Source organism: Providencia sp. PROV040, from assembly GCF_032706145.1.
Lineage (GTDB): Bacteria > Pseudomonadota > Gammaproteobacteria > Enterobacterales > Enterobacteriaceae > Providencia > Providencia hangzhouensis.
Window position 1 is genome coordinate 1,376,634 of the sequence record NZ_CP120530.1, and the last position, 25,494, is coordinate 1,402,127.

The window sequence follows — 25,494 nt, forward strand, 5'->3', positions numbered from 1 at the left end:
TTATTGCATTTTTATGGTACTTTACATAGATTCTACACTTTCGTGTTTACTACATGGCTTTTATTATGACCGCTAAAGAGCAACAACTGCAATTGATTAAAGAAAGTATCGCATCTATCCAAGATTATCCAATCGAAGGTGTGATCTTTCGTGACATTACGACTTTATTAAATAACCCTGCTGCATACCAAGCAACGATTGATATGTTAGTGGAACATTATCAAAATAAAGGCGTCACTAAAATTGTAGGAACTGAAGCGCGTGGTTTTCTATTCGGCGCTCCAGTTGCATTACGTTTAGGCGTAGGTTTTGTCCCTGTACGTAAAAAAGGGAAATTACCACGTGAAGTATTGAGTATGACTTACGACCTTGAATATGGCACGGATACACTTGAAATCCATAAAGATAGTATCAGCCCTGAAGATAATGTCTTAGTGGTTGATGACTTACTTGCCACAGGTGGTACAGTGGAAGCGACAGTTAAAATGATCAAACAACTCGGTGCTAATGTTGTTGATGCCGCATTTATCATCTGTTTACCTGACCTTGGCGGCGTTGAGCGCCTGCAAAAAGAAGGTGTTTCTTCTTATAGCCTTGTTGAATTCCCAGGCCACTAATCTTTATTTTCCCTCTATTTTTATCACAGTCTCGCTGTATAGGTTGAGGCTGTGGTAGCATGGTACTATGATTATATATATTCACGTACCATGTTAAATGACAGTGGAATCCATGAGCTATCAGGTACTTGCCCGTAAGTGGCGCCCCCAAAAATTTTCAGACGTTGTTGGCCAACAGCACGTTTTGACTGCACTCGCTAATGGGCTAACGCATCAGCGGCTTCATCACGCCTATCTTTTCTCCGGTACACGTGGTGTAGGAAAAACGACGATTGCTCGCCTATTTGCCAAAGGCCTTAATTGCGAAACAGGGATCACTGCATCACCTTGTGGTAAATGTGCCAACTGCCTTGAAATAGAACAAGGGCGATTTGTTGACTTAATTGAAATTGACGCGGCTTCCCGAACCAAAGTCGAAGATACTCGTGAATTATTAGACAACGTCCAATACGCGCCGGCACGTGGGCGCTTCAAAGTTTATTTAATTGACGAAGTACACATGTTGTCTCGTCATAGTTTCAATGCGTTATTAAAAACCCTTGAAGAACCGCCTGAACATGTGAAGTTTTTGTTGGCGACGACGGACCCGCAAAAACTCCCCGTGACCATTTTGTCTCGCTGTTTGCAATTCCACCTAAAAGCATTAGATGTCACGCAAATCAGTGAACAGCTTGAACTTATTCTGAATGCAGAAAATATTGAACATGACCAACGAGCTCGCCAGCTTATTGCAAGAGCGGCGGATGGCAGTTTACGTGATGCATTAAGCTTAACTGACCAAGCCATTGCGATGGGGCAAGGGAAAGTAACGGCTGATATAGTTAGCCAAATGCTAGGAACCCTTGATGATGAACAGCCATTAGCGATTATTGAAGCGTTAGTACGTGCCGATAGCATGGCGGTGATGGAACAGGTAGAGCAAGCTGCTAGTCGCGGTGCGGATTGGGAAAACTTGCTGGTGGAAGTTTTGTCGCAATTACACCGTATCGCGATGATCCAACTGCTTCCTGCTGAACAAGAAACAGACCCATCATCGACAGAAGGGCGGCTACGGCAGGTCGCAAGGGTAATTTCTCCTGCAGATCTCCAACTGTTTTACCAAACGTTATTAGTTGGAAGAAAAGAACTCCCCTATGCCCCTGAGCGGCGTATGGGGGTTGAAATGGCATTGTTACGTGCATTAGCTTTTCATCCGAAAAATGTGATTGCTGAAATTGAAGCTCCACCAAAAGTTATTACGCAGGCGGCTGTTCAATCGGCATCGCCTGCTGCACCAAATATGGTGCAAAGGGTGCCTCCTGTTCAAGCACGAGCAGAAAATTTGCCAGACAATAGCCCAACGTTACAGTTATTGAAGGCTAGGCAGGCGCTACAATCTCCACAAAGTGAGGATCCTAGCCCAAAAAAGGCTAAACCGGTGATGCCTGAAAGGGCTAAGCCGGCGGCATCAGCACTGGAAAGGCTGGCCGCCGTGACCAGCAAACATCAACAAAATGTGGTAAATAAAGCGGCTCAGGCAGCAAAACCACAAAAACCAAAGCAGTACCAATGGAAGCCTCAAAATGAAGAGGCGATGGCACCAAAAGAGGCAATAACAACGCCAAGTGAAATCAAAGAGGCGTTGGAATATGAAAAAACGCCTGAATTAGCCGCTAAAATTATTGAGGAAGGGCGAATTCGTGATAGCTGGTCTGGGAAAATCGCAAAATTAAATATTCCCAAGCTGGTTGAACAATTAGCTTTGAATTCATATATAGAAGAATTAAGTGAGTCGCAAATTGTTTTACATTTGCGCTCGGCTCAGAAGCACCTCGATAAACCATCGGCACATAAAGCGTTGGAAGAAGCTCTGAGCGAACTATATGGTCGTACTGTTGAACTGAAAATCGTTCATGATGATAATAGCGAGGTGAAAACCCCGCTAGAATGGCGACAGGCGATTTATGAAGAAAAACTGGCACAAGCGCGCCAGTCTATTATTGCGGATAAAACGATTCAAAAACTGCGCTCAATGTTTGATGCGCAATTAGATGAAGAGAGTATTCGCCCCGTTTAACGCTACAGTCTCATTGTTAAGCTGTAGCCTCAGTTGTGAGAGATAACTATGTTTGGTAAAGGTGGATTGGGTAACCTGATGAAACAGGCCCAGCAAATGCAAGATAAAATGCAAAAAGTTCAGGAAGAAATCGCTCAACTAGAAGCTACAGGTGAGTCTGGAGCTGGCTTAGTTAAAGTGACGATTAACGGCTCACACAACTGCCGCCGTGTTGAAATTGACCCTAGCTTACTCGAAGACGACAAAGAAATGTTAGAAGACTTGATTGCTGCGGCATTTAATGATGCTGCTCGTCGTATCGAAGAAACGCAGAAAGAAAAAATGGCGAGTGTTTCCAGTGGTATGCAATTACCACCAGGCTTTAAGATGCCATTCTAATGCAAACAAGTCCGCTTCTTGAATCTTTGATGGAAGCTCTGCGCTGTCTCCCAGGGGTTGGCCCCAAGTCAGCGCAGCGAATGGCTTTTCATCTTTTACAGCGTGACCGCAGTGGGGGAATGCGTTTAGCGCAATCGCTCACTCGTGCCATGTCTGAAATAGGTCACTGCCGTGATTGCAGAACATTTACAGAACAAGAGGTCTGTAATATCTGCGATAACCCTCGCCGCCAACAAAATGGTTTGATTTGTATTGTTGAAAGCCCAGCAGATATCTATGCAATAGAACAAACCGGGCAATTTTCCGGGCGTTATTTTGTGCTGATGGGGCATTTGTCACCACTTGATGGTATTGGCCCAATGGATATCGGTCTTGATAGACTAGAAGAGCGTTTGGCATCAGAGACTATCAATGAAGTGATTTTAGCAACCAACCCAACGGTTGAAGGTGAAGCGACGGCAAACTATATTGGGCAAATGTGTGCTCAATATGGGGTGGCGGCGAGCCGAATTGCGCACGGTGTGCCAGTGGGTGGGGAGTTGGAAATGGTTGATGGAACCACACTTTCTCACTCGTTGGCGGGGCGCCAACGGCTCTAAAGTCCTCGTCATTCTTTGCGCCGTAGCGTTGTTGTCTTCATGCATCAACCCTAGTCACATACTTGTGTATGCTCCCAGGGATTAATGCATTCGACGCCTAGCTACGGCACAAATTATTTAGAGGATGATGGTGAGGTGCTGTTTTTAAAATTTAAAGGCAAACCCCTCAAAGCAAAACCCTTAATTCAAAAATATCCTTCAAGCAAAAGCATCGTAGTCTTCGGTCATTTCCTTTCATTCATATTAATTTAGCTTCTAATTTGTGGTTAGTGGTTGAATTCTATTTTTTCGCCCCCAACTAATCTGCATCGATAAGTCAAACCTATCCAATTAGATTGATGAAATAGAGGCGATTAATGAGTATGAAAGGACAGGAAACTCGTGGTTTCCAATCAGAAGTTAAACAACTCCTCCAATTAATGATCCACTCTCTTTATTCAAATAAAGAGATTTTCTTACGTGAATTGATCTCCAACGCATCAGATGCGGCGGATAAACTGCGTTTTCGTGCATTATCTAAACCAGAACTGTATGAAAACGATGGTGACCTGCGCGTGCGTATTAGTGCCGATAAAGACAAAGGTACATTGACCATCAGTGATAACGGTATCGGTATGAGCCGCGAAGAGGTGATTGAAAACCTTGGAACTATCGCGAAGTCAGGCACAAAAGCATTCTTAGAGTCATTAGGTAGTGACCAAGTCAAAGATAGCCAAATGATTGGTCAATTTGGTGTGGGCTTCTATTCTGCATTTATTGTGGCTGATAAAGTGACTGTACGTAGCCGCGCAGCTGGTGCCCCTGCCGATGAAGGTGTGTTCTGGGAATCTGCTGGTGAAGGTGAATACACCATCGCTGATATTGAAAAAGCGGAGCGCGGCACCGAAATCACTTTGCATTTGCGCGATGATGAAAAGGAATATCTGGATAACTGGCGCTTACGTTCAGTGATTAGCAAATATTCTGACCATATTGCTTTACCAGTTGAAATCGAAGAAAAAAATGAAGAAGACGGTACGGTAACTTGGGAAAAAATTAACCAAGCGAAAGCATTGTGGACTCGTAGCAAATCTGAAATTTCAGACGAAGAATACGCTGAATTCTATAAACATATTTCCCATGACTACGCAGACCCACTAACATGGTCACATAACCGTGTAGAAGGTAAGCAAGAGTATACGAGCTTGCTGTATGTGCCGTCTAAAGCGCCATTTGACCTATGGAATCGTGACCAACAGCACGGCTTGAAACTCTATGTTCAACGCGTATTTATTATGGATGACGCAGAACAGTTTATGCCTAATTACCTGCGTTTTATTCGTGGGGTGTTGGATTCCAATGATTTACCACTGAACGTGTCTCGTGAAATACTGCAAGACAGCGCATTAACTCGTAGTTTACGCAGCGCATTAACGAAACGTGTTCTGCAAATGCTTGAGAAACTGGCTAAATCTGATACAGAAAAATACCAAACCTTCTGGCAACAATTTGGCTTGGTGATGAAAGAAGGCCCTGCGGAAGATATGGCAAATAGTGAAACTATTGCTAAACTTCTGCGTTTTGCAACAACTCATACCGATAGCAGCGTACAGAATGTTTCTTTAGAAGATTATGTAAGCCGCATGGTTGAAGGCCAAGATAAAATTTATTACATCACTGCAGATAGCTATGCAGCGGCGAAAGGCAGCCCACACCTTGAGTTATTCCGTAAAAAAGGTATTGAAGTCCTACTGTTATCTGACCGTATTGACGAATGGATGATGAACTATCTGTCTGAATTCGACGGTAAACAGTTCCAATCCGTGAGCAAAGCAGACGAGTCATTAGATAAGCTAGCGGATGAAAACAAAGCGGAACAAGAGGAAGCGGATAAACAATTAGAGCCATTTGTTGAACGCGTTAAATCATTCCTTGGTGAGCGTGTTAAAGAAGTTAAACTCACACATCGCTTAACGGATACGCCTGCCATTGTTACGACAGATGCGGATGAAATGAGTACACAAATGGCAAAACTGTTTGCAGCAGCAGGGCAAGCCGCGCCAGAAGTAAAATATAACTTCGAATTGAACCCAACACATCCATTGGTGAAAAAAGCCGCAGAAGTGTCAGATGAATCTGTGTTTGCTGATTGGGTAGATGTATTGTTGGATCAAGCATTATTAGCAGAACGTGGTACATTGGAAGATCCAAACCTATTTATTCGTAAAATCAATGAATTACTTCTAAAGTAATTTAATTTGATATTTTCGATATTGAGCATAAACCGCGCTTTTGCTTGTGCTTTAGCGTGGTTTTTTTCTTTTGCGAAAAAAGATAAATGCGAAATCGTTTACGTGTGTTCTTGAGTAAAGCCGTATGCTAATGGTATGGTAGCTTGTTTTCTTTTCAAATTATAAAAATCTAAATAGCAAGGGGTTTACGCAATGCGTATCATTCTGCTTGGCGCTCCAGGCGCTGGTAAGGGCACTCAAGCTCAATTTATTATGGAAAAGTTTGGGATCCCTCAAATTTCAACAGGTGACATGTTACGTGCAGCTGTTAAATCAGGGAGCGAACTCGGCTTACAAGCTAAAGAGCTGATGGATAACGGTAAATTAGTTACTGATGAATTAGTTATCGCATTAGTTAAAGAGCGCATCAAACAAGATGACTGCCGCAATGGCTTCTTGTTGGATGGGTTCCCTCGTACAATCCCACAAGCGGACGCGATGAAAGAAGCGGGTATCACGGTTGATAACGTACTGGAATTTGATGTACCAGACGATATCATTGTTGAGCGTATCATTGGTCGTCGTGTACATGCGCCATCAGGCCGTGTTTACCACATCAACTTCAACCCACCAAAGGTTGAAGGCAAAGACGATGTAACAGGTGAAGAATTAACCATCCGTAAAGATGACCAAGAAGACACCGTGCGTAAGCGTCTGGTTGAATATCATGCATTAACTGCACCTTTAATTGCGTACTACCAAAATGAAGCTAAACAAGGTAATACCAAGTACTTCAAATTAGACGGTACTCGTAAAGTGGCAGAAGTTAGTGAAGAACTAGCAAAAATTTTAGGTTAATATTTGTACTTGCCATGCTTTGTGTTGCAGTAATCGTAACTGCAATTCGAATTATTTTAAGTATAAGGTAATATATGGAGGCAGCGATGATCGCTGCCTTTGTTTTTTATACCACTTGGTGACAAAAATCGTTAATTAACTGTGCTAAAGTTGGGAATAATTATCAATTAGGAGTTGTTTCATGTCAGAAAAAAAATACGGCATTTTGTTAGCTAACCTAGGAACCCCTGATGCCCCAACGACCTCAGCAGTGAAACGCTATTTAGCCGAATTTCTTAGCGATAAACGCGTTATAGATGTCCCCCGCTTGATTTGGAAGCCGATTTTACATGGGGCGATTTTACCTCTTCGTTCTTCTAAAGTGGCGAAGTTATACCAATCTATTTGGTTAGACGGGGGATCGCCATTATTGGTTTACTCTTTACGTCAAAAACAAAAATTAGCTGAGCTATTGCCTAATATTGCCGTAGAGATAGGTATGAGCTATGGTTCGCCTTCAATCAAAAGTGCGGTGGATAGCTTGCTAGACCAAGGCGTGACCGATTTAGTGGTTCTTCCACTGTATCCACAGTATTCTTGCACAACAACGGCTGCGGTTTATGATGCATTAACCAGAGCGTTTGAAAGTAGACGTACCATTCCAAGCGTGCAATTCATTCGTAGTTATGCGACACACCCTGCTTATATTCAAGCTTTAGTGGCTTCGATAGAAGAAAGCTTTGCTCTGCATGGTGAACCCGATAGGCTTATATTGTCGTTCCACGGTATTCCACAGCGTTATTGTGATACAGGTGATATCTACCAGCAGGAATGTGAAAAAACGGCAGAGGCGCTCCGTGAAGCGTTAAATTACCCAAGTGATAAAGTCATGCTGACCTATCAGTCACGCTTTGGACGTGAGCCTTGGCTGATGCCATATATGGATAAAACCATGCATGAATTACCCTCCCAAGGCGTAAAGTCGGTTCAGGTCATTTGTCCTGGTTTTTCAGTTGATTGCTTAGAAACATTAGAAGAAATTAGCGAGCAAAATAAAGAGTTTTTTATGAGTAGTGGTGGTAACAAATATAATTATATACCGGCATTAAATGATAATCCGAATAGCATTCATATGATTAATTCAATAATTCAAGATGTTCTAAAGTAATCAATTCAGTAAATTAATGCAGAAAAGTTTGCTTATCGATATATCAATAAGCTGATTATAGACTATAATCACTTATCTGAAATTATAAATGATTGAATAAATGTTATGTCTTTTGGAATTAATATGAGCAATAAGCAGCAGCCACCACAAGGTAATATAGAGCAGAAGTCACCTTCTGCTCATCAATTTCAAATACAGCAAAACGATGAAATTGATTTAATGGCCTTGTTTTCCATTTTGTTAAAACATAAATTTTTGATTCTTATATTTACGGTTGTTTGTATTGTGGTGAGTGTTGGTGTTGTAAAACTATTACCTCAAAAATGGAGCAGTACTGCTATTGTCATTCCTCCTGCATCTGAAGAGCTCAAAGAAGTTAACGCATTTAAAGCTCAACTGGATGTATTAGATATTCCTATTGATTTAAGTGCTCAACGTATTTTTAATGCATTTGTTGACCAGTATCGTTCGAAAGTTAATCAAGAAAGTTATATAAGAAGTACTGATTATTACCATAATCTGGCAGAGAAAATTGACCCGAAAGATGATGTTATTGCTCAACAAAGGCTAGTAAATTCAATCATTTCTAATGATATTAAAATTCAAGATCTCTCAAAAGAGAAAAACAGTACTTCAAATGATATTGTTTTGAGCTTTACGGCACCTTTGCCAACGGAAGCCCAAGATTTACTTGAAGGTTATATTCGCTATAGCGCATCGAAAGTAAGGCAACAGTTAAAAGTTGAAATCGACAATATGATTTCAGAGAAACTTATTTATGCCAGTGAGTCACTAAAACGCGAAGTTAGCAAAATTCAAACTGAATACGATGTTAAGGTTGAAAGGCTTAAACGAGCCGTTGATATTGCAAAAGCGGCTGGAATTGAAAAGCCGATAGCCAGCGATTCTGTTGCTATCAATGATGACCCTGATTACCCTATTGCATTAGGAACTGAAGCGTTAGAGAAAAAATTACTGATTGAAACCCAAAATCGTGATTTGGCATTGATGAGCGAAAATTTACAGAACCGTAAAATTTACCTTGATAATTTACAAGAAGTAACCGCTAAAGAATTAGATTTTACACCCGTTAAGTTTATTTTAACGCCAGGCTTACCGTTGCATAAAGATTCACCAAAATCATCGTTAATTGTTGCATTAAGCGCAATACTCGGTTTAATTTTGAGCTGTGCATTTGTGTTAAGTCGGGAGCTTTATCGCGATTATAAATATCAAAATCAATAAAATAACTTCCAAATGACAAACAATGGGGCCAGTGCCTTCTTTGCAGGTGCTGGCTTTATTTTATCGTGCTAGAATAGGGCGATGTTCCATTGTTAATCTTCTAATTATGAAATTCCCCGGTCAACGCAAGTCAAAACACTATTTTCCTGTTAGTCTCAGAGATCCTTTATTACAGCCTTTAAAAGAAACATTGGCGGATGATGAGAATTGTAAGTCCTATATTGTTGGTATCGACCAAACATTAGTCGATATTGAAGCGAAAGTAGATGACGACTTCATTCAGCGCTATCAATTGAGTAAGGGGCATTCGCTGGTTATTGAAGACGATGTCGCCGAAGCTTTGTATAAAGAACTTACAGATAATGCCTTGATTACTCATGAGTTTGCAGGTGGAACGATTGGCAATACGCTGCACAACTATTCGGTTTTAGCCGATGACAGGTCAGTTTTATTGGGCACAATGTGCAATAGCATCCAAATTGGTAGCTATGCGTATCGCTATTTGTGTCACACCTCAAGTCGCATGGATTTGAATTTTCTACAAGGTGTGGATGGCCCTATCGGGCGCTGTTTTACCTTGATCACTGAAAATGGCGAGCGAACGTTTGCTATCAGCCCTGGCCATATGAATCGCTTGCACCCAAATAGCATTCCCGAGGACATTATTGCTGGGGCTTCTGCATTGGTATTAACGGCTTATTTAGTCCGCTGTAAACCCGGAGAAACCATGCCTGATGCGACTATGCAGGCTATTGCATATGCGAAAAAGCACAATGTCCCCGTCGTGTTAACGCTCGGAACTAAATTTGTTATTGCTCAAGACCCTCAGTTTTGGCGTGATTTTTTAGCGGAACATATTTCAGTAGTTGCAATGAATGAAGACGAAGCGCAGGAACTGACAGGGCTGAGTGACCCATTACTTGCCTCTAATATGGCATTAGACTGGGTAGATTTAGTTTTATGTACGGCGGGCTCATCAGGCCTGTATATGGCAGGCTACACCGAAGACGCCTATAAACGTACGACGCAACATCCACTATTACCGGGGGCAATTGCAGAATTTAACTTGTACGAGTTTAGCCGAGCAATGCGCCAGCAAGATTGCCAAGTTCCATTACGAATTTTCTCTCATATCGAGCCTTATATGGGGGGACCTGAGAAAATAATGAACACAAATGGGGCGGGAGATGGGGCTTTATCGGCATTACTTCACGATATTACCGCCAATTCTTACCACCGTTCTAATGTGCCTAATTCCAGTAAACATGAGCGCCAATACTTAACGTATTCTTCTTTAGCTCAAGTATGTAAATATGCTAATCGTGTAAGTTATCAAGTATTAACTCAGCATTCGCCTCGTTTGACTCGTGGCTTACCTGAAAAAGAAGATAGCTTAGAAGAGTCTTATTGGGAACGTTAAAGCGAAATAATTCTCATTTTAATTAATGATATCGATTTTAAGGCACTTCAATATAATTGTTATTGAGGTGCCTTTCTTTTTGAACAATTATTTTGATGAGTTGTTGTCACTAAATTTTATTAATTAAGGTAATTATTTACCTTCAAATTATGTATCTATAAATAATGTAATGGTTAATGATGACTAATATAGATAACCATATAGTGAGTACAATATTAATAATTGATGAGAGTTTGAGTTAATTTCAGACTAATAAATAAAAGCCGTATGCTACTTTATGAGTATTCATATTTGGCATACAGCTAATTATCTTTAAATATATAAGTATGGTTAATGCTAATTAATGTTGTTTAGCAACAGCGAGTTCACTTTCTTCTTTAACTATTTCGGCTGCTTTTGCATCTTCAGCTTCATAACGCATCGCCTGCGGTACTGAGATTTTAATCGCAATAAATACCGCTAAGAAGCCGCCTACCAACTTACCAAGTAAAATAGGTAAAACGAGAGTGGGTTGGAAGTTAGCGGTGAAAGCAAGATGGTCACCGATGGTTGCCTGTGCACAAACACCGAATGCGACACATAATACTTTATCCCTCGCACGCATTTCTTTGAATAAGTGATAAGTAGCAATAATGTTTGCCATAACCATAATAAATCCTAAAGAACCCGTATCGCTCAGCTTTAAACGGTTACTTAATGCACGTACTAAAGGCTTACAGTAGCGTTGGAACAGATAGCAAATTGGGAATGTCCCCGCTAACATAATACCGATATAGCCTGCAATTTCGATGGCGCGGAATAGCTCATTTTGGTCAGCAAATAGTGGGTCGAAGCCCCATGCGCCGAAAACTTTAGTGAATACACCAGTAAAGTGTTCAACAATGGAAAACGCTAAGACTAATTTGACGAATGCATCCATGATTTTACCGAAAATCAGGAAGCCGGTTACCATTAACATCGGGCGATATTTTAGCCCAGCAGCCAATAAGAAACAGAATACAAACAGCGGCATCAAGTATTGCAACATGGTAAAGAAATCTAAGGTTAATTGATGTGCTGCCGGTGAGTTCGTGGAAATAATATCCCTGACAGGAATATTATTGAACGTAATTAACAGAAGTGAAGCGAGTACGCCAAATGGTATTGAGATCAACCCAGCCATTGCACCAAGTGCAAGATACTTATGATCTTTGCGATTTAACATTGTTAACCCTACAGGGATCAAGTAAACAATGGTGGCACCCGAGGTATAACCGATCAGCATTGCCGTGATCCACATATCTCGATTAGTTGTCAAAGCATCAGCTAGCTGGTAACCGCCCATATCAACCGCAATAATCGATAAAGCTGCAATGGAGACGTCTGATCCGACTGAAGAAAAGACGGGACCAAGGATGTAAGAGATTAACTGTGAGAGCAGCGGCACTGCGGCCATGATCCCCGCTTGAGCAAGAAATACAGGGCCGATAGAAAAGATCCCGTTAACAAACTCTTTCCCAAGTTCACTGGTTGGTTTCACTATGGATGCGACTGCGCCAATGATGGCTCCGCACATGATCAAATAAATAATATAATTTCCGAATTCAGCCATGGTAGGGTTTCCTTTTATTATTTTAGTGTCTTAATTGGCGAGAACGGGCAATGATGTCGCGATATTGTTCCATCACACCTTGCATATTCGTTCCATCAGGATGTGTCACAGTAGCGTTGCGTCTTACCGCCATTTCGTGAGTGATCCCTATGCCTTTGCGAGCCAATAAGGCAGCGCCTAGTGCGGTTACTTCACGGTTTGCTGGTGCTTCAATGTCTTTTTGTAATAAATTAGCTAAAAATTGCTTAAAATATTGATTTGAAGAAAGCCCTCCATCGACTGAGATTGATTGGCCTAGCGGTGAAATTTTTTCCATTGCAAAAATAACTTCAGCGGAGCGTGCTGCTATACCTTCCAAGACAGACTGCATCATGTCTTTTTTGTCAGTATCTAATGAAAGCCCAGCCCAGAGACCTGCGGCACTGCGATCCCAGTATGGGCACCCTAAACCAGATAACGCTGGGACAAAGGCAAGACCACGTTTAATGGCGGATTCAGCCCTGAAATCACCCAGTTCATCGAATGAGTCAAACAAACCGATTTTGCGAGCCCAATTAATGGCAGATGCTGCGTTGTATACGCCACCATCTAAGCCAAAGACAGGGGGTTGGTTGGGAAACTTCCAACAGAGTGTCGGTAATAAACCACTGTTATGAGTTTGTGGAATATCGGTGCCAGTAAGTGCTTGCAAGAACGCGCCTGTGCCGAAGGTGATTTTGGCATCACCTTTTTCACGACAACCATGGCCGAATGTGCCAGCAAATTGGTCAACAATAATGGCGGTGACTGGGGTGAGGTGCCCATCAAGATTTATCGCGCCAAAGTCACCAATATTGTCTTTAATAGGCGGTAAACAGTGGATGGGAACACCAAAAATGTCACATAGTTCTTGGTCCCACTCCAAGGTATGAATATTGAGTAATGAAGTTCGAGACGCTGAGTTGTAGTCGGTGACAAATACGCCACATAAGCGGTCGAGGAAGAATGCATCCATCGTACCAATACGTAATTTATTTTTATCCGCTAATGTTTTCGCACCGACGACATTTTCAATAATCCAACCCATTTTGCTGGCGGAAAAATAAGGGTCTAGCGGTAAGCCTGACTTAGACTGTACCAGCGGCTCTAACCCTGCTTCCTTGAGCATTGAGATAGTTTTTTCTGTCCGTAAGTCTTGCCAAACAATAGCATTGTATAAAGGGCGCTTGCTGTCCGCATCCCACGCCACAATACTTTCGCCTTGATGGCAAAGTCCAATAGCATCAACCACTTCACAGCTATGTAAGCATTTAATGATATTGGCCAGTATTTCCTCTGGGTCATGTTCAACCCAACCACTATTCAATGTGATTTGTTTATGAGGAATGCTCATAGGGGAGTGATAATGGCCGCCTTCTTCAAAGACAACGACCCGGGTTCCCGTTGTTCCCTGATCGATAGCCGCATAACGTTGATTGAGCATCACAGTATTCCCAGTGTTATAAATGTTGTAAATAGGTCTGTTTTTTTGCTTACTATCGTTTAATCGGAAATAAAATCCACAAAAAACTCACAGTAAGTTTCACTAATGTGACAAAAATCACAATAAAGTAACAATGTGAGTAATTTTTTGGTTGTTGTTGTGCTTTGTGTTGTTTTAATTATTGTGGTTGTGGGAATTATGTGGTTTTATGTGTGCAAGTTTTAAGTTAAGGATCTCAGCCATGGATATTAATAATAAAAAAATTTGGGATGTCATTGTCATCGGCGGTGGTGTCATTGGCTGTGCTGTGACACGTAAATTCACACTGATGGGTGCCAACACGTTGTTACTTGAACGTGGAGGTGACATCCTTTCGGGAGCAAGTAAGGCAAATAGTGCGCTATTACACACAGGTTTTGACGCCACACCAGGGAGTCTAGAACTTGAGTGCATGCAAGAGGGGTATCGTGAATTCATTGAAATCAGAGAAAAAATGAATTTACCTCTTCTTGAAACAGGGGCATTAGTGGTTGCATGGAATGATGAGCAGCTTAGTAAATTGCCTGCGATAGTAGAGCAAGCACACACTAACAATGTATTAGATGTGGCAATTATTGATAAAGAAGAACTCTATCGCAGAGAACCTCATCTAGCACCGGGAGCACTCGCGGCTGTTTCTGTGCCAGGTGAAGCGGTTATTGACCCATGGAGTACACCACTTTCGTATTTAACCCAAGCGGTGAAACATGGGGCTGAATACCGTTTTCATTGTGAGGTAAGCGGTGGAGCACTCAATGATAGAATATGGCGATTAACCACATCAAAAGGTGAGTTTTCTGCCCGTTTGGTCATTAATTGTGCGGGAATTAATGGTGACATTGTTGAATCAATTTGCCACCCATCACCGTTCCAAATAAAGCCACGTAAAGGGCAGTTTCTCGTCTATGATAAAGCCGCAGCAGCGGATATCAATGCAATTATCCTACCTGTACCGACCGCTATCACAAAAGGCGTATTGTTATCAAAAACTATCTTCGGCAACCTTTTGCTTGGTCCAACAGCGGAAGAACAAGATGACCGCTGGAAAGCTGAGGTAAAACAGGAAGTCCTTGAGGACTTAATTGCCCAAGGTTCACGTATGCTACCTTCATTGCATAATTACAGTGTGACCGCAACCTATGCGGGGTTACGTCCTGCTACAGAAGAAAAATATTACCGCATTAATGATTACCCTGAAAAGCAGTGGATATGTGCGGGGGGAATTCGTTCAACAGGCCTAACTTCAGCTTTAGGGGTGGCTAGTTATCTTGGTAAATTGTATCAAGAAAACTTCACACCACTTTTTGAATTGTCACCGCCAGAAGCGCTAATTTGGCCAACCATGCCAATGATTTCTGAATATCACCAACGGGATTACCAATGCAAAAGCAATGGCGGTATTGTTTGCCATTGTGAATTAGTAACTCAGCGGGAGATTGAAGCCGCATTTGATTCGGATATTCCTCCTGAGTGTTTAGGCGCTTTACGCCGCAGAACACGAGTGATGATGGGGCGCTGTAATGGGTTTTATTGTAGTAGTCAGGTGGCTGAAATCATTAATGGTCGCTTTGACCACACACTGGCAGTGGAGGCCGTAAAATGAGTTTAAATTATGATGTGATTATCATTGGCTCTGGCCCTACTGGTGTTGCGGCAGCGCAGGCGTTACGCCGTCGTGGTGTTCAAAATATCGCTATTATTGAACGTGAAGCTCAGGCGGGAGGCGTTCCGCGTCACTGCCAGCACCCTACATTTGGCATATTAGCCTTTAAACGGCCGATGAAAGGCAATCAATTTGCAGAAAAAATTGTCAATCAACTGGGAAACACGCCAATTTTCACCCGTAGTACCGTGACTGCGTTACAACCTAATGGAAAATTAACCGTTTCAACGCCAGAAGGCCTTGTTGAAATGCAAGCTAAACGAGTATTGATAGCGACGGGGGTAAGAGAGACACCTCGACACCCGCGCTTAGTTTCAGGTTTGCGCCCTCAAGGGGTATTAACAGCCGGGGCATTACAGCAATTTGTTTATTTAAACGGTAAGAAGCCTTGCCGTAATCCAGTGATTGTAGGCAGTGAATTAGTGAGTTTTTCTGCGCTATGGACACTAAAAAACGCCGGTGTTAAAGCCCAAGCGATGATTGAAAGTGGCGAGCGGATTTTAGCGTTTAAACCCGCGACTTTATTTGCCAAAGCGATGGGAACCCCCGTTTATTTGAATAGTAAAATTACTGAAATTGGTGGCTTAGATCGTGTGGAATATGTGGTTGTTGAAACTAACGGTAAAAGCCACAAAATTATGTGTGATTCGGTCATTTTTACGGGGCAATTTGTCGGTGAAAACACGTTAATCCGTAAAAGCCATTTGGAGTTTGATGCGGCGACAGGAAAACCGGTAACAGACCAATATGGGCGTTGTTCAGATGCCAGTTACTATGCTGCTGGTAATATGTTGCATCCAGCCGATATGGGCGACCAATGCTATCAAGAAGGATTGGTGACAGGAGAGCGGATTGCTGACGATTTATTAGCGAATCATCATCAACAACAATTAAAAGTGGCCCAATGTATTCCTGTGCAGTATGACCCGAAAATTTGTTTTACTGTTCCAGCATGTATAGATATTGATGATTTATCGGTGCGACAGATTGATTTTAATATCAAAGTTACACAACCAGTAAGCGGAACCATCCGTGTTATGGCAGGGAATACTCTGTTATATGAAAAACGGCATCGCTGCTTACCAACCCGACGTATTTTACTGAAAAACATTGATTTAACAAAAATACAACGGGGAGCTACTGAAATTAGCATCACTGTTGTATAGTGCTGGAAAGTTAAATGGTTAAGAAGGATTAAACTATGTGTGAGGGACGTTCCTCAAAAGTACGTCATCAAACCATCATTGAGTTACTTTCTACTCAAGGGCAGGTTTACGTACAGGAGCTTGCTAAACATTTTAATGTCGCGCAAGAAACTATCCGTCGTGACCTTAGTAAACTTGAAACACAAAAGTTACTAAAAAAAGTCCATGGTGGAGCCGTAAACATTCAGTCAAAATTTGAACGTAATTTTACGGAAAGAGCCCAAGCCGCGGTTGATGAGAAAAAAGCGATTGCAGCGAAAGCCGCGGAGCTGATTAAACCCGGAGACACATTGTTTATCGATTTTGGCACGACGACCTTTGAATTTAGCCAAAGAATCAAGTTGATTGATAATTTAACGGTTATTACGAATTCGCCTTTATTGGCAAATACGTTACAAGAAAACGTAACTATCGAAACAATTTTGATTGGTGGGCAATTTAACGCCGCACAAAACGCATGCTTAGGTGCTATTGCGCTAAAAAATATTGCTGAGTTTTTTGCAGATTACGCAGTGATTGGGGCAGGGGCGATACATGCATTGCATGGTGTGATGGATCAGCACGTCGATGAAGCCGCAATTGCGCAAAAGATGATGGAAAACAGCGATAAATTAATGGTGTTAGCGGATGGCACAAAGGCTAATAAGCATGCGATTAACTTTGTGACGAGTTGGGACAATATTGATTATTTGGTGACAACCAGCAAAGAATTTAAATTACCTGAAAATAAAAAACATCCTAAAACGAAAATTATTGTTGCGGATGTTGAATAAGCTTTAATTTTTATCATTCAATTATAAACACTCCCTATGAAATATATTTAATTATTTTTCATAGGGTTACTTTACCCAAAATTTGATTAACGCCAATACTAGGAATGGTTATGAGCCTCTATTTTATTGCTTGCCCTTATTCAGACCCCGATAGCAGTGTCGTAGAAATGCGCTTTGCTGAATGTACTAAATTTGCGGCAGAACTTGCGCTTAAAGGTATCGCTACTTATAGCCAAATCACGATGACCCATCCAATTAACCAATACTTGGCCTCACAGGGGCAAAAAGTCGCATGGTCTTCTATTGATATGGAATTTCTAAAGCGCTGTGATGGTTTAATTGTGCTAACATTGCCAGGCTGGGAAAAGAGCGGTGGTGTTGCAGCGGAAATTCAGTTTTTTAAAGACCAAGGGTTGCCGGTTTGGACAGGGGATGAGTTCAAAGTACAAATGGCAGAATAACGCTTATTTATAGTTTCTTGATGATCCATGACGTTTTATCGTCATGGATTTTTTGTGCACAAAAAAGCCGTAACCCAAAGGCTACGGCTTTAAAGATAGGGCGGTGTTTAGTGGCTAGGTTTTAGATATTCATCTAAGTTTTTGCCTTCAACTTTTTTATTGTCATTATCAATAAAATCATCGATTGAACAACCGAACTCTTCCACATCATTGCACATGAGAGTCGCCATGGATTTAGCAATCTCATGTTCACCAATAATGATATGGTCTGCTCCACGCTCTTTGATAAAGCTGACTTCATCATCATAATGGGCACGAACAATCACAGTGACATCTGGGTTCATTTCTTTTGCGGTTGCGACAATTTCACCGGCTTCATAACCATTAGGGATTGTTAAAAGCAATGTTTTGGCACATTCAATACGCGCAAGGCTAATGATATCTTTATTTGCGCCATTGCCTAAAATTGCACTAAAGCCATTTTCAGCAAGTTCTTCAAACCGAGCGCGGGTATCTTCAACAACAACAACCGGAATTTCCCTTCTACGCAGTTTGTCTGCAAGCATACCACCTACTCGACCATAACCGACGATGATTGCGTGGCCGCAGATATCGACAGGAACTTGGGTTTCTTCTTCCAGAGTCTCTTCCAGCAGTTGTTCTTCGATTGTCTCGGTTTTCTCAAGGTACTTATCTAATAAGCTAAATAACACAGGATTTAGCATAATCGAGACAATTGCGCCTGCTAATACTAAGTTTTGTGCATCTTTATCCATGACGCCTAGGGTTAAACCCATACCGGCTAAGATAAAGGCAAACTCACCAATTTGTGCAAGACTAACAGAAATGGTTAATGCAGTTCGCCGTGAATGACCAAACATTCTAACAAGTACTAAGGCGGCTGCGGATTTACCAATAATGATAATGGCGAGAACGGCTAAAATCCCTAGTGGTTGCTCAATTAATACCACTGGGTCGAATAGCATCCCAACTGAGACAAAGAACAGGACGGCAAAGGCATCGCGTAATGGCAGCGTGTCTTGTGCAGCACGGTGGCTGAGCTCAGACTCATTTAATACCATCCCTGCGAAGAACGCACCGAGGGCAAATGAGGCATCGAAAATAGCCACAGCGGCATAGGCAATACCCAATGCAAGTGCTAGTACGGCAAGAGTAAACAGTTCACGAGAACCTGTTGATGCGGTACGTGATAAAATCCATGGGATAACTTTACGCCCCACGACAATCATAATAAATATGAATAGAACAACTTTACCTATTGTCCATGCAAGGCCTAACGTGAGCTCACTGAAGCTAGCGTCATCGGTGTTCATGATAGCCGCAGCAGCAGGCAGAAGAACAAGTGTTAAGACCATAGCGAGGTCTTCAACAATCAGCCAGCCTATAGCAATTTGCCCACGCTGACTTTCAATCAGTTGGCGTTCTTCTAAAGCACGTAGTAATACGACGGTACTGGCGGTTGATAAACACAGGCCGAATACAACACCTGTAAATATTCCCCAGCCAAATAACATGGACAGGCCAAGACCCAGTAAGGTTGCTACTGCGATTTGTGCAATGGCTCCAGGAATGGCAATAGCTTTAACAGCAAGTAAATCTTTTAATGAAAAATGTAGGCCTACCCCAAACATCAGTAAGATAACACCGATTTCAGCAAGTTCAGGCGCCAATGCTGCATCAGCAACAAAGCCAGGGGTAAATGGGCCAGCGAGAACACCGGCCGCAAGATAGCCAACTAAAGGGGAAATTTTTAATCGCTGCGCGATCATACCTAACAAATATGCAAGGGCGAGACCACCAACAATGGTTGTGATTAAGGGCGTTGAATGCTCCATTTAGTCTCCTCTGGTGAATATAAAAATAGAAAGGTGGGTACATGCCGTTGACTTTTAAAATGAGGCCTTCATTTTAAAATGCAAATTGCATGTTTTTATATTCTAACTTTTTTTGAGATAAATTTCCTTAAAAAAATGAAATGTTTTTAAAAAAAAGACAGGTTAAAGGAGCTAAATCGTTACAAGCTGTGTGTTTGTGAGATTTTTATCTGAAATTAATCTGAATTATGGCAGGAAAGACCCATACTTATTTTTAGGTAAGTATGGGTAAAATAAGAAAATAAATCTATTTTTTGCCAATATTTGGCAGCAATACTGTAAAAATCCCAAGTAAGGGTAAGAAAGCACAATAATGATAAACTTGTTCAATACTGGTCTGGTCTGCGATATGGCCTAAAACGGCAGCGCCAACGCCCCCCATGCCGAATGCTAACCCAAAGAACAACCCTGATACCATGCCGGTTTTACCAGGGATCAGCTCTTGTGCGTAGACTAAAATAGCCGAAAATGCAGAGGCTAAAATCATACCAATAATTACGGTAAGTACCCCAGTCCAATAAAGAGATGCATAGGGTAAAATTAAGGTAAATGGCGCAACTCCAAGGATTGAGAACCAAATAACGTATTTACGTCCTATTTTGTCACCTATTGGCCCACCAATCATAGTACCTGCGGCAACGGCAAATAAGAAAACAAATAAATGAATCTGAGCATTTTGTACAGAAACACCGAACTTATCGATCAAATAAAAGGTGTAATAGCTACTGATACTTGCCAAATAGAAATATTTTGAAAAAATCAGAATTAACAGTACTGCCAAAGAGCCAATAATTGTTTTTCGTGGTAGGACTTTAACATTCCCTGCACTGATCGGCTTTTTACTTGCTGCGCGGTGTTGTTGTTTGTACCAGCTACTGACTTGCAACAAGATAACAATTGCAAGCAGAGCAGCGAGCGAGAACCAGCCAATATTGCCTTTTCCGTAGGGTTCAATAATTAGTGCTGCAAGTAGTGGCCCAAGGGAGGCGCCCAAGTTGCCTCCGACTTGGAAAAATGATTGTGCCAGACCATGACGCCCCCCTGAAGCCATACGAGCAACACGAGAAGATTCAGGATGGAAGACAGAAGAACCAGTTCCAACCAATGCTGCTGCAAGTAATATGGTCGGGAAGGTTTCTGCCATCGCTAACAAGATTAACCCCGTTAGCGTGAAGCTCATTCCTATTGGCAAGGAATAAGGTTGTGGATGTTTGTCCGTATAGTAGCCAATAATCGGTTGCAACAGTGATGCGGTAATCTGATAAGTAAGGGTAATCATCCCGATTTGGGCAAAACTCAATGAGAAATCAGATTGTAATAAAGGATAAATGGCTAAGATCAGTGACTGGATCATGTCATTGAGTAAATGAGAAACACTGATCGCAGTTAGGATACTAAAGACCGTTTTCCCTGTTTTATTTAATGGCTTTGACGGGCTTGGGTTGTTGGGGGTTGTGGTTTGCTCACTCATGTCATTATCAACTTTTTGTGTTACATAATTGTTATTAATATAACTGAAATACAATTTATTTAAATGAATAAATAAATCACGTGAATAACTAGTGCTCGTTAATTATTTGATGGCGATCTCATTTTCATGAAACGAATTTCTTATTCTGCAATAGGTATCAAATCCTGCTCATATTTTTATGCTATAAGACAGCAGGTAGTGACAAACTATAATCTAATATGACTGTATAAAAATTCCTATACCAGCAGGGAGAAATGTATGAAGTTTGCATTTAAGGCATGCGCATTAACGGTATCGTTAGCGTTAATACCCGCAACTATGGCAAATGCGTGGGAAAAAGACAAAACATACAATATTACCATTTTGCATACCAATGACCATCATGGCCACTTTTGGCACAACGACCACGGTGAATATGGTTTAGCAGCGCAAAAAACGGTAGTTGATGAAATTCGTGACGAAGTTGCTAAGCAAGGTGGCAGTGTTTTACTGCTCTCTGGTGGCGATATTAATACCGGTGTACCAGAGTCTGATTTACAAGATGCAGAACCTGATTTTAAAGGAATGAACTTAGTCGGTTACGATGCAATGGCATTAGGAAACCACGAGTTTGATAACCCACTTGAAACGCTGCGTCAGCAAGAAAAATGGGCAACTTTTCCGTTTTTATCCGCCAATATTTATCAAACCAGTACAGGTAAACGCCTTTTCAAACCTTACCAAATCTTTGATAAACAAGGTGTAAAAATTGCTGTTATGGGGTTAACCACTGACGACACCGTGCGTATTGGTAACCCTGCCAACTTCCCTGATGTCGAATTCCGTGTGCCTGCGGACGAAGCCAAAAAAGTGGTTGAAGAGCTCCGTGCGACAGAAAAACCAGACATTATCATCGCCGCAACCCATATGGGGCATTATGATGATGGCAACCATGGTTCGAATGCCCCAGGCGATGTAGAAATGGCACGCAGCTTACCTGCTGGTTATTTAGATATGATAGTGGGTGGTCACTCACAAGACCCTGTTTGTATGTCTCAAGAAAAGAAAAACTACAAACAGGAAGACTATGTACCCGGTACACCGTGTGCGCCAGATAACCAAAATGGAACTTGGATTGTGCAAGCCCATGAATGGGGTAAATATGTTGGCCGTGCGGATTTTGAATTTAAAAACGGTAAGTTTACCCTGAAGCACTACCAGTTAATCCCAATTAACTTGAAGAAAAAAGTCACAAAAGAAGATGGGACTAGCGAGCGAGTTTACTATACGCAAGAAATTGCTCATAACCCTGACATGATGAAATTACTGACACCTTATCAAGAAAAAGGTGACAAGCAATTGAGTGTTAAAGTGGGCTCTGTTGAAGGTAAACTTGAAGGTGATCGCAGTAAAGTGCGTTTTGTGCAAACCAATATGGGGCATCTTCTGTTAGCTGCACAAAAAGAACGCGCAGGGGCTGATTTCGCGATTATGAGCGGTGGCGGTGTTCGTGATTCCATTGAAAGTGGCGATATCACTTATAAAGATGTGCTTAAGGTTCAACCGTTTGCCAATGAGTTAGTTTATGTGGACTTCAAAGGTGATGAAGTTATCCCATATCTGACTGCGGTTGCGAATATGAAACCAGATGCAGGCGCGTATGGTCAGTTCTACAATGTGAATTTAACCCTGAATAAAGATGGCACGATTAGTGATGTCAAAATTGATGGGAAGCCTGTTGACCCGGCCAAGACGTATCGTATGGCAACGTTGAATTTCAATGCAATTGGTGGGGACGGTTACCCGAAAATTGATAACCACCCTAATTATGTTAATACCGGCTTTGTCGATGCGGAAGTGCTCAAAGGGTATATTGAAAAACACTCCCCGCTGAAAGCGGCAGACTATGAGCCAAAAGGTGAGATTATTTATAATAATAAATAATTAAATCATTATTACCTTGAAAGCCTCACCGCTCGCGGTGGGGCTTTTTATCGTCATTATTTAGAGCAAAAAACATGAGCGACTAAATGAGGGCCTTCATAAATATCAAATGAATGATAATTTAATAAATATTCATGAGGTGCATGTTCAACAAGAAAGCGCACAGTTCCTCGGCTTATTTGTCGATTATGGCTATTGCGTAAATGAAACGCTAGCTGGAATATCACACTCCAAGATTCATCGGGTTTGAGGCTGAAACGAGCAACAGCACAGTAAGACCCAATTGCTGGCGGCTGTTGCCTACCGCCTTCTTGAGCCGATAACCATTCAATCGTCGCTGCGATTGTCACGGGTTTAATATCATTTACGTATTTCAGCGAAGGTTGCATTCAGCACTTTGGCGAGATCGGTAGGAGCAAGTTCAATATCTAGCCCACGTTTCCCACCTGAAACAAACATAGTGGCATATTGCTGAGCTTGGTCGTCAATTACTGTTGGTAAGCGCTTTTTTTGACCTAATGGGCTAATTCCCCCAAGCAAATATCCCGTTGTTTTTTGAGCGATTTGTGGGTCCGCCATTTCAACTTTTTTGACCTTAAACACTTTGGCAACCTGTTTTAAATCTAATTGCCCTGAAACAGGTGTTACGGCCACGGCTAACGTTTTTTGATCGCCATTGAGTGCGACTAACAAGGTTTTAAACACTTGCTTGGCATCTAACCCAAGTTTTTGTACTGCTTCATCACCAAAGTTACTTTCATTTGGGTCGTGGTCATAAGGATGTAAAGTGAAGGAAATTTTTTGTTTTTCGAGTAATTTAACGGCTGGGGTCATTTTGAGCCTTCTATTTATGACTTAGTTTCGCAAATATTCTACCAGACTATTTTCACCAAACAGGTGTAACGCACCAACAGCAACCACATAGTTACCATCAGGAAGTGACCTAAGTTGTTCGCTCCAATTCGCGTTTCGTTGCTTCATCAATACTTGGTAAATATCTTCGCTAAAGGTATTGGGTAAAGCGGTACGATTATTGGGTTGGTAGTCTAGCCACCAGCCTATCATCGTTTGTAGCGAGCGCGCGTTTTCACGCCAGTGGTTCAATGAGTCTTGTAATAACGCTAACCCATTATTAGGCAAAGAAAGCAGCAATTCAACTTGAGAGGCGGTTCCTTCTAGTTCAATAATTGGTTTGAGTTGTGATTGCGCATTACGGATAAGTTGGTAGTCAATACCGTAATGGCCTCTAAGCCCGAGCTCTTGGGCTTGGGTTGCTTGCAAAATCAGGGCGATTTGCCATGAGGGTAAGGCATTAAAGCGTTCGGGGGATTGGCGGAGCTCTAAGCAATATTGTTGAAAAAGGTGATATTCATCAAGAGTGAGTCGTTGTTCGACAGGGATAAGTTCGGTGGTATCGCTAGGAAATGGGGAGTGAGTTTCAGTGATATCCGCCTCAACGATCAAGGCATCTGCGAGATTGAGTTTATCTAATAATGTGGCAGACAAAGGAAACATATTTTCTGTTCCCATATGGATGCTACCCACAACGTGCAATTTAAGATTTTTTGATAGCCGAATATCAATGGCAGGGTAAGGGTAAACCGGAGCGGTTTGCGTATGAAGCCAATTTTTTAAATTTTCGAACAGTTTACCCACGATTTCGTCCCTGTGTTATCTCTCATTTTATTAGGTTAAACAATCTTACCGTAATTTGCGAATACTCATCGGCAATTACGCATTTTTTAGTAGGTTGATGACATCGTGGAGGCGAAAAAATGCCCCAGTCAAAGGGGCATGGTAGGTTAATTATTTTTACTGATACCTTTAAATACACTGAGTAACGTGAACAAACTAAAGGAACTAAATACCATTTCGATACCAATTAGGGTTGTCAGTAAGGTAATTGATGTAATTGGGCCATTACCGATAAGTAAATAGGCAATAAAGAAATCTAACAGCCCAATGATGATTTGTAACCAGCCACCCGCTGAGCTAATTTGTTGGAAGCCGACATACAGCCGAATGACCCCACCCACGATAAATAAAGCCGCCACTAAAATAGCCAAAGCTACCAAACTTTGTAACGGGTCTTTAATAAACGAGTAGCCGACAATGATATAGATAAGGCCAATAACAAAACCAAATAACCGGGACCAACCGGTATAGATCACGGTACTTAGAATGCTTACAATCGCGCCAACGCCCCCAATAATCAGGAGCACCCCAAGTACGGTACTAACGGCAATGCCTGAAATCATTGGGTTGATAATGCAAAAAATTCCACCAGCCAACAGTAAAATGGATAAGATCACCAAAAAGGTACGTTGCTTTTTAAACTCTTCGCCTGCAAGTTTGGCGAGTTTTTCACGATCAATATTAAGCATTTTGTACTCCAAATATTAAGTAACTAACTATTTATAAGTATAGGCTTAGCTTGATATTAATGACATAAAAAATAATGCGATTTTTACTTAGTAAGAA

General features: G+C 41.7%; 22 protein-coding genes. 14 read left to right on the forward strand and 8 right to left on the reverse strand.

The annotated features are described in order from the left end of the window. The first annotated feature begins 65 nt into the window (after positions 1-65). The 9 genes from apt (at position 66) to P3L40_RS06300 (ending at position 10,530) form a co-directional block, all read left to right on the forward strand. On the forward strand, positions 66-617 hold the full coding sequence (apt, locus tag P3L40_RS06260; RefSeq protein ID WP_036958374.1) for an adenine phosphoribosyltransferase: 552 nt from the start codon (positions 66-68) through the stop codon (positions 615-617). 112 nt (positions 618-729) lie between these two features. Continuing rightward, the gene (gene dnaX, locus P3L40_RS06265) at positions 730-2,673 is read left to right on the forward strand and encodes a DNA polymerase III subunit gamma/tau (RefSeq protein ID WP_096863266.1); all 1,944 of its coding nucleotides are present in this window, start codon (positions 730-732) and stop codon (positions 2,671-2,673) included. Positions 2,674-2,721: 48 nt separating this feature from the next. Next, positions 2,722-3,051 carry a YbaB/EbfC family nucleoid-associated protein gene (locus P3L40_RS06270; protein ID WP_004260403.1) on the forward strand — a complete coding sequence of 110 codons (330 nt, stop codon included), beginning with the start codon at positions 2,722-2,724 and terminating at the stop codon, positions 3,049-3,051. Then, positions 3,051-3,650: a recombination mediator RecR gene (gene recR, locus P3L40_RS06275; protein WP_004260396.1), complete on the forward strand. Its 600-nt coding sequence runs from the start codon at positions 3,051-3,053 to the stop codon at positions 3,648-3,650. The genes P3L40_RS06270 and recR overlap by 1 nt, the downstream gene beginning before the upstream one ends. A 362-nt stretch (positions 3,651-4,012) precedes the next feature. After that, a complete protein-coding gene (htpG, locus tag P3L40_RS06280) occupies positions 4,013-5,881 on the forward strand; it encodes a molecular chaperone HtpG (RefSeq protein WP_164561310.1) in 1,869 nt (622 codons plus the stop codon). 192 nt (positions 5,882-6,073) lie between these two features. After that, on the forward strand, positions 6,074-6,718 hold the full coding sequence (adk, locus tag P3L40_RS06285; RefSeq protein ID WP_004260386.1) for an adenylate kinase: 645 nt from the start codon (positions 6,074-6,076) through the stop codon (positions 6,716-6,718). Between the two features lie 181 nt (positions 6,719-6,899). Beyond that, complete coding sequence (hemH, locus tag P3L40_RS06290) at positions 6,900-7,865, forward strand: ferrochelatase (RefSeq protein WP_094960967.1); 966 nt, start codon at positions 6,900-6,902, stop codon at positions 7,863-7,865. A gap of 123 nt (positions 7,866-7,988) precedes the next feature. Further along, on the forward strand, positions 7,989-9,110 hold the full coding sequence (gene wzz(fepE), locus P3L40_RS06295; protein ID WP_272693260.1) for an LPS O-antigen length regulator Wzz(fepE): 1,122 nt from the start codon (positions 7,989-7,991) through the stop codon (positions 9,108-9,110). 106 nt (positions 9,111-9,216) lie between these two features. Continuing rightward, on the forward strand, positions 9,217-10,530 hold the full coding sequence (locus tag P3L40_RS06300; protein WP_136134013.1) for an inosine/guanosine kinase: 1,314 nt from the start codon (positions 9,217-9,219) through the stop codon (positions 10,528-10,530). A gap of 340 nt (positions 10,531-10,870) precedes the next feature. On the opposite strand, the gene eutH is transcribed toward P3L40_RS06300, so the two are convergent. Both eutH and P3L40_RS06310 read right to left on the reverse strand, forming a co-directional pair. After that, complete coding sequence (gene eutH, locus P3L40_RS06305) at positions 10,871-12,121, reverse strand: ethanolamine utilization protein EutH (protein WP_004260372.1); 1,251 nt, start codon at positions 12,119-12,121, stop codon at positions 10,871-10,873. 22 nt (positions 12,122-12,143) lie between these two features. Then, complete coding sequence (locus P3L40_RS06310) at positions 12,144-13,583, reverse strand: FGGY family carbohydrate kinase (RefSeq protein WP_004260369.1); 1,440 nt, start codon at positions 13,581-13,583, stop codon at positions 12,144-12,146. Between the two features lie 241 nt (positions 13,584-13,824). Here P3L40_RS06310 and P3L40_RS06315 point away from each other — a divergent pair, with 241 nt between their 5' ends. The 4 genes from P3L40_RS06315 to P3L40_RS06330 all read left to right on the forward strand — a co-directional run bounded on the left by P3L40_RS06315 (position 13,825) and on the right by P3L40_RS06330 (position 17,724). Then, positions 13,825-15,225, forward strand: a complete 1,401-nt coding sequence (locus P3L40_RS06315; protein WP_112307158.1) for an NAD(P)/FAD-dependent oxidoreductase — start codon at positions 13,825-13,827, stop codon at positions 15,223-15,225. After that, positions 15,222-16,451: an NAD(P)/FAD-dependent oxidoreductase gene (locus P3L40_RS06320; RefSeq protein ID WP_094960969.1), complete on the forward strand. Its 1,230-nt coding sequence runs from the start codon at positions 15,222-15,224 to the stop codon at positions 16,449-16,451. Before P3L40_RS06315 ends, P3L40_RS06320 begins: the two co-directional genes overlap by 4 nt. 35 nt (positions 16,452-16,486) lie before the next feature. Further along, positions 16,487-17,263: a DeoR/GlpR family DNA-binding transcription regulator gene (locus P3L40_RS06325; RefSeq protein ID WP_004260363.1), complete on the forward strand. Its 777-nt coding sequence runs from the start codon at positions 16,487-16,489 to the stop codon at positions 17,261-17,263. 110 nt (positions 17,264-17,373) lie between these two features. Then, on the forward strand, positions 17,374-17,724 hold the full coding sequence (locus P3L40_RS06330) for a DUF1937 family protein (protein ID WP_036958284.1): 351 nt from the start codon (positions 17,374-17,376) through the stop codon (positions 17,722-17,724). 107 nt (positions 17,725-17,831) lie between these two features. Here the strand turns inward: P3L40_RS06330 and ybaL are convergent, their stop codons facing one another. Both ybaL and P3L40_RS06340 read right to left on the reverse strand, forming a co-directional pair. Continuing rightward, a complete protein-coding gene (gene ybaL / locus P3L40_RS06335; protein WP_094960970.1) occupies positions 17,832-19,580 on the reverse strand; it encodes a YbaL family putative K(+) efflux transporter in 1,749 nt (582 codons plus the stop codon). A gap of 286 nt (positions 19,581-19,866) precedes the next feature. Further along, positions 19,867-21,090: an MFS transporter gene (locus P3L40_RS06340; RefSeq protein WP_004260347.1), complete on the reverse strand. Its 1,224-nt coding sequence runs from the start codon at positions 21,088-21,090 to the stop codon at positions 19,867-19,869. Between the two features lie 258 nt (positions 21,091-21,348). Between P3L40_RS06340 and ushA the strand changes: the two genes are divergently transcribed. After that, positions 21,349-23,013: a bifunctional UDP-sugar hydrolase/5'-nucleotidase UshA gene (gene ushA, locus P3L40_RS06345; RefSeq protein ID WP_096863262.1), complete on the forward strand. Its 1,665-nt coding sequence runs from the start codon at positions 21,349-21,351 to the stop codon at positions 23,011-23,013. A 56-nt stretch (positions 23,014-23,069) separates the two neighbouring features. Here the strand turns inward: ushA and P3L40_RS06350 are convergent, their stop codons facing one another. The 4 genes from P3L40_RS06350 to P3L40_RS06365 form a co-directional block, all read right to left on the reverse strand. Next, positions 23,070-23,402: a hypothetical protein gene (locus P3L40_RS06350; protein ID WP_164455211.1), complete on the reverse strand. Its 333-nt coding sequence runs from the start codon at positions 23,400-23,402 to the stop codon at positions 23,070-23,072. After that, complete coding sequence (ybaK, locus tag P3L40_RS06355) at positions 23,374-23,847, reverse strand: Cys-tRNA(Pro)/Cys-tRNA(Cys) deacylase YbaK (protein WP_004260336.1); 474 nt, start codon at positions 23,845-23,847, stop codon at positions 23,374-23,376. The genes P3L40_RS06350 and ybaK overlap by 29 nt, the downstream gene beginning before the upstream one ends. A 21-nt stretch (positions 23,848-23,868) precedes the next feature. Beyond that, positions 23,869-24,669, reverse strand: coding sequence for a TraB/GumN family protein (locus P3L40_RS06360; RefSeq protein ID WP_210852370.1), 801 nt, complete (start codon positions 24,667-24,669; stop codon positions 23,869-23,871). Positions 24,670-24,815: 146 nt separating this feature from the next. Then, positions 24,816-25,397: an HdeD family acid-resistance protein gene (locus P3L40_RS06365; RefSeq protein WP_004260329.1), complete on the reverse strand. Its 582-nt coding sequence runs from the start codon at positions 25,395-25,397 to the stop codon at positions 24,816-24,818. Positions 25,398-25,494 lie beyond the last annotated feature (97 nt).

Coding starts and splice junctions, on each gene's coding strand:
- apt (WP_036958374.1), top strand. CDS start 66: ATGACCGCTAAAGAGCAACAACTGCAATTGATTAAAGAAAGTATCGCA.
- dnaX (WP_096863266.1), top strand. CDS start 730: ATGAGCTATCAGGTACTTGCCCGTAAGTGGCGCCCCCAAAAATTTTCA.
- P3L40_RS06270 (WP_004260403.1), top strand. CDS start 2,722: ATGTTTGGTAAAGGTGGATTGGGTAACCTGATGAAACAGGCCCAGCAA.
- recR (WP_004260396.1), top strand. CDS start 3,051: ATGCAAACAAGTCCGCTTCTTGAATCTTTGATGGAAGCTCTGCGCTGT.
- htpG (WP_164561310.1), top strand. CDS start 4,013: ATGAAAGGACAGGAAACTCGTGGTTTCCAATCAGAAGTTAAACAACTC.
- adk (WP_004260386.1), top strand. CDS start 6,074: ATGCGTATCATTCTGCTTGGCGCTCCAGGCGCTGGTAAGGGCACTCAA.
- hemH (WP_094960967.1), top strand. CDS start 6,900: ATGTCAGAAAAAAAATACGGCATTTTGTTAGCTAACCTAGGAACCCCT.
- P3L40_RS06300 (WP_136134013.1), top strand. CDS start 9,217: ATGAAATTCCCCGGTCAACGCAAGTCAAAACACTATTTTCCTGTTAGT.
- eutH (WP_004260372.1), bottom strand. CDS start 12,121: ATGGCTGAATTCGGAAATTATATTATTTATTTGATCATGTGCGGAGCC.
- P3L40_RS06310 (WP_004260369.1), bottom strand. CDS start 13,583: ATGCTCAATCAACGTTATGCGGCTATCGATCAGGGAACAACGGGAACC.
- P3L40_RS06315 (WP_112307158.1), top strand. CDS start 13,825: ATGGATATTAATAATAAAAAAATTTGGGATGTCATTGTCATCGGCGGT.
- P3L40_RS06320 (WP_094960969.1), top strand. CDS start 15,222: ATGAGTTTAAATTATGATGTGATTATCATTGGCTCTGGCCCTACTGGT.
- P3L40_RS06325 (WP_004260363.1), top strand. CDS start 16,487: ATGTGTGAGGGACGTTCCTCAAAAGTACGTCATCAAACCATCATTGAG.
- P3L40_RS06330 (WP_036958284.1), top strand. CDS start 17,374: ATGAGCCTCTATTTTATTGCTTGCCCTTATTCAGACCCCGATAGCAGT.
- ybaL (WP_094960970.1), bottom strand. CDS start 19,580: ATGGAGCATTCAACGCCCTTAATCACAACCATTGTTGGTGGTCTCGCC.
- P3L40_RS06340 (WP_004260347.1), bottom strand. CDS start 21,090: ATGAGTGAGCAAACCACAACCCCCAACAACCCAAGCCCGTCAAAGCCA.
- ushA (WP_096863262.1), top strand. CDS start 21,349: ATGAAGTTTGCATTTAAGGCATGCGCATTAACGGTATCGTTAGCGTTA.
- P3L40_RS06350 (WP_164455211.1), bottom strand. CDS start 23,402: ATGCAACCTTCGCTGAAATACGTAAATGATATTAAACCCGTGACAATC.
- ybaK (WP_004260336.1), bottom strand. CDS start 23,847: ATGACCCCAGCCGTTAAATTACTCGAAAAACAAAAAATTTCCTTCACT.
- P3L40_RS06365 (WP_004260329.1), bottom strand. CDS start 25,397: ATGCTTAATATTGATCGTGAAAAACTCGCCAAACTTGCAGGCGAAGAG.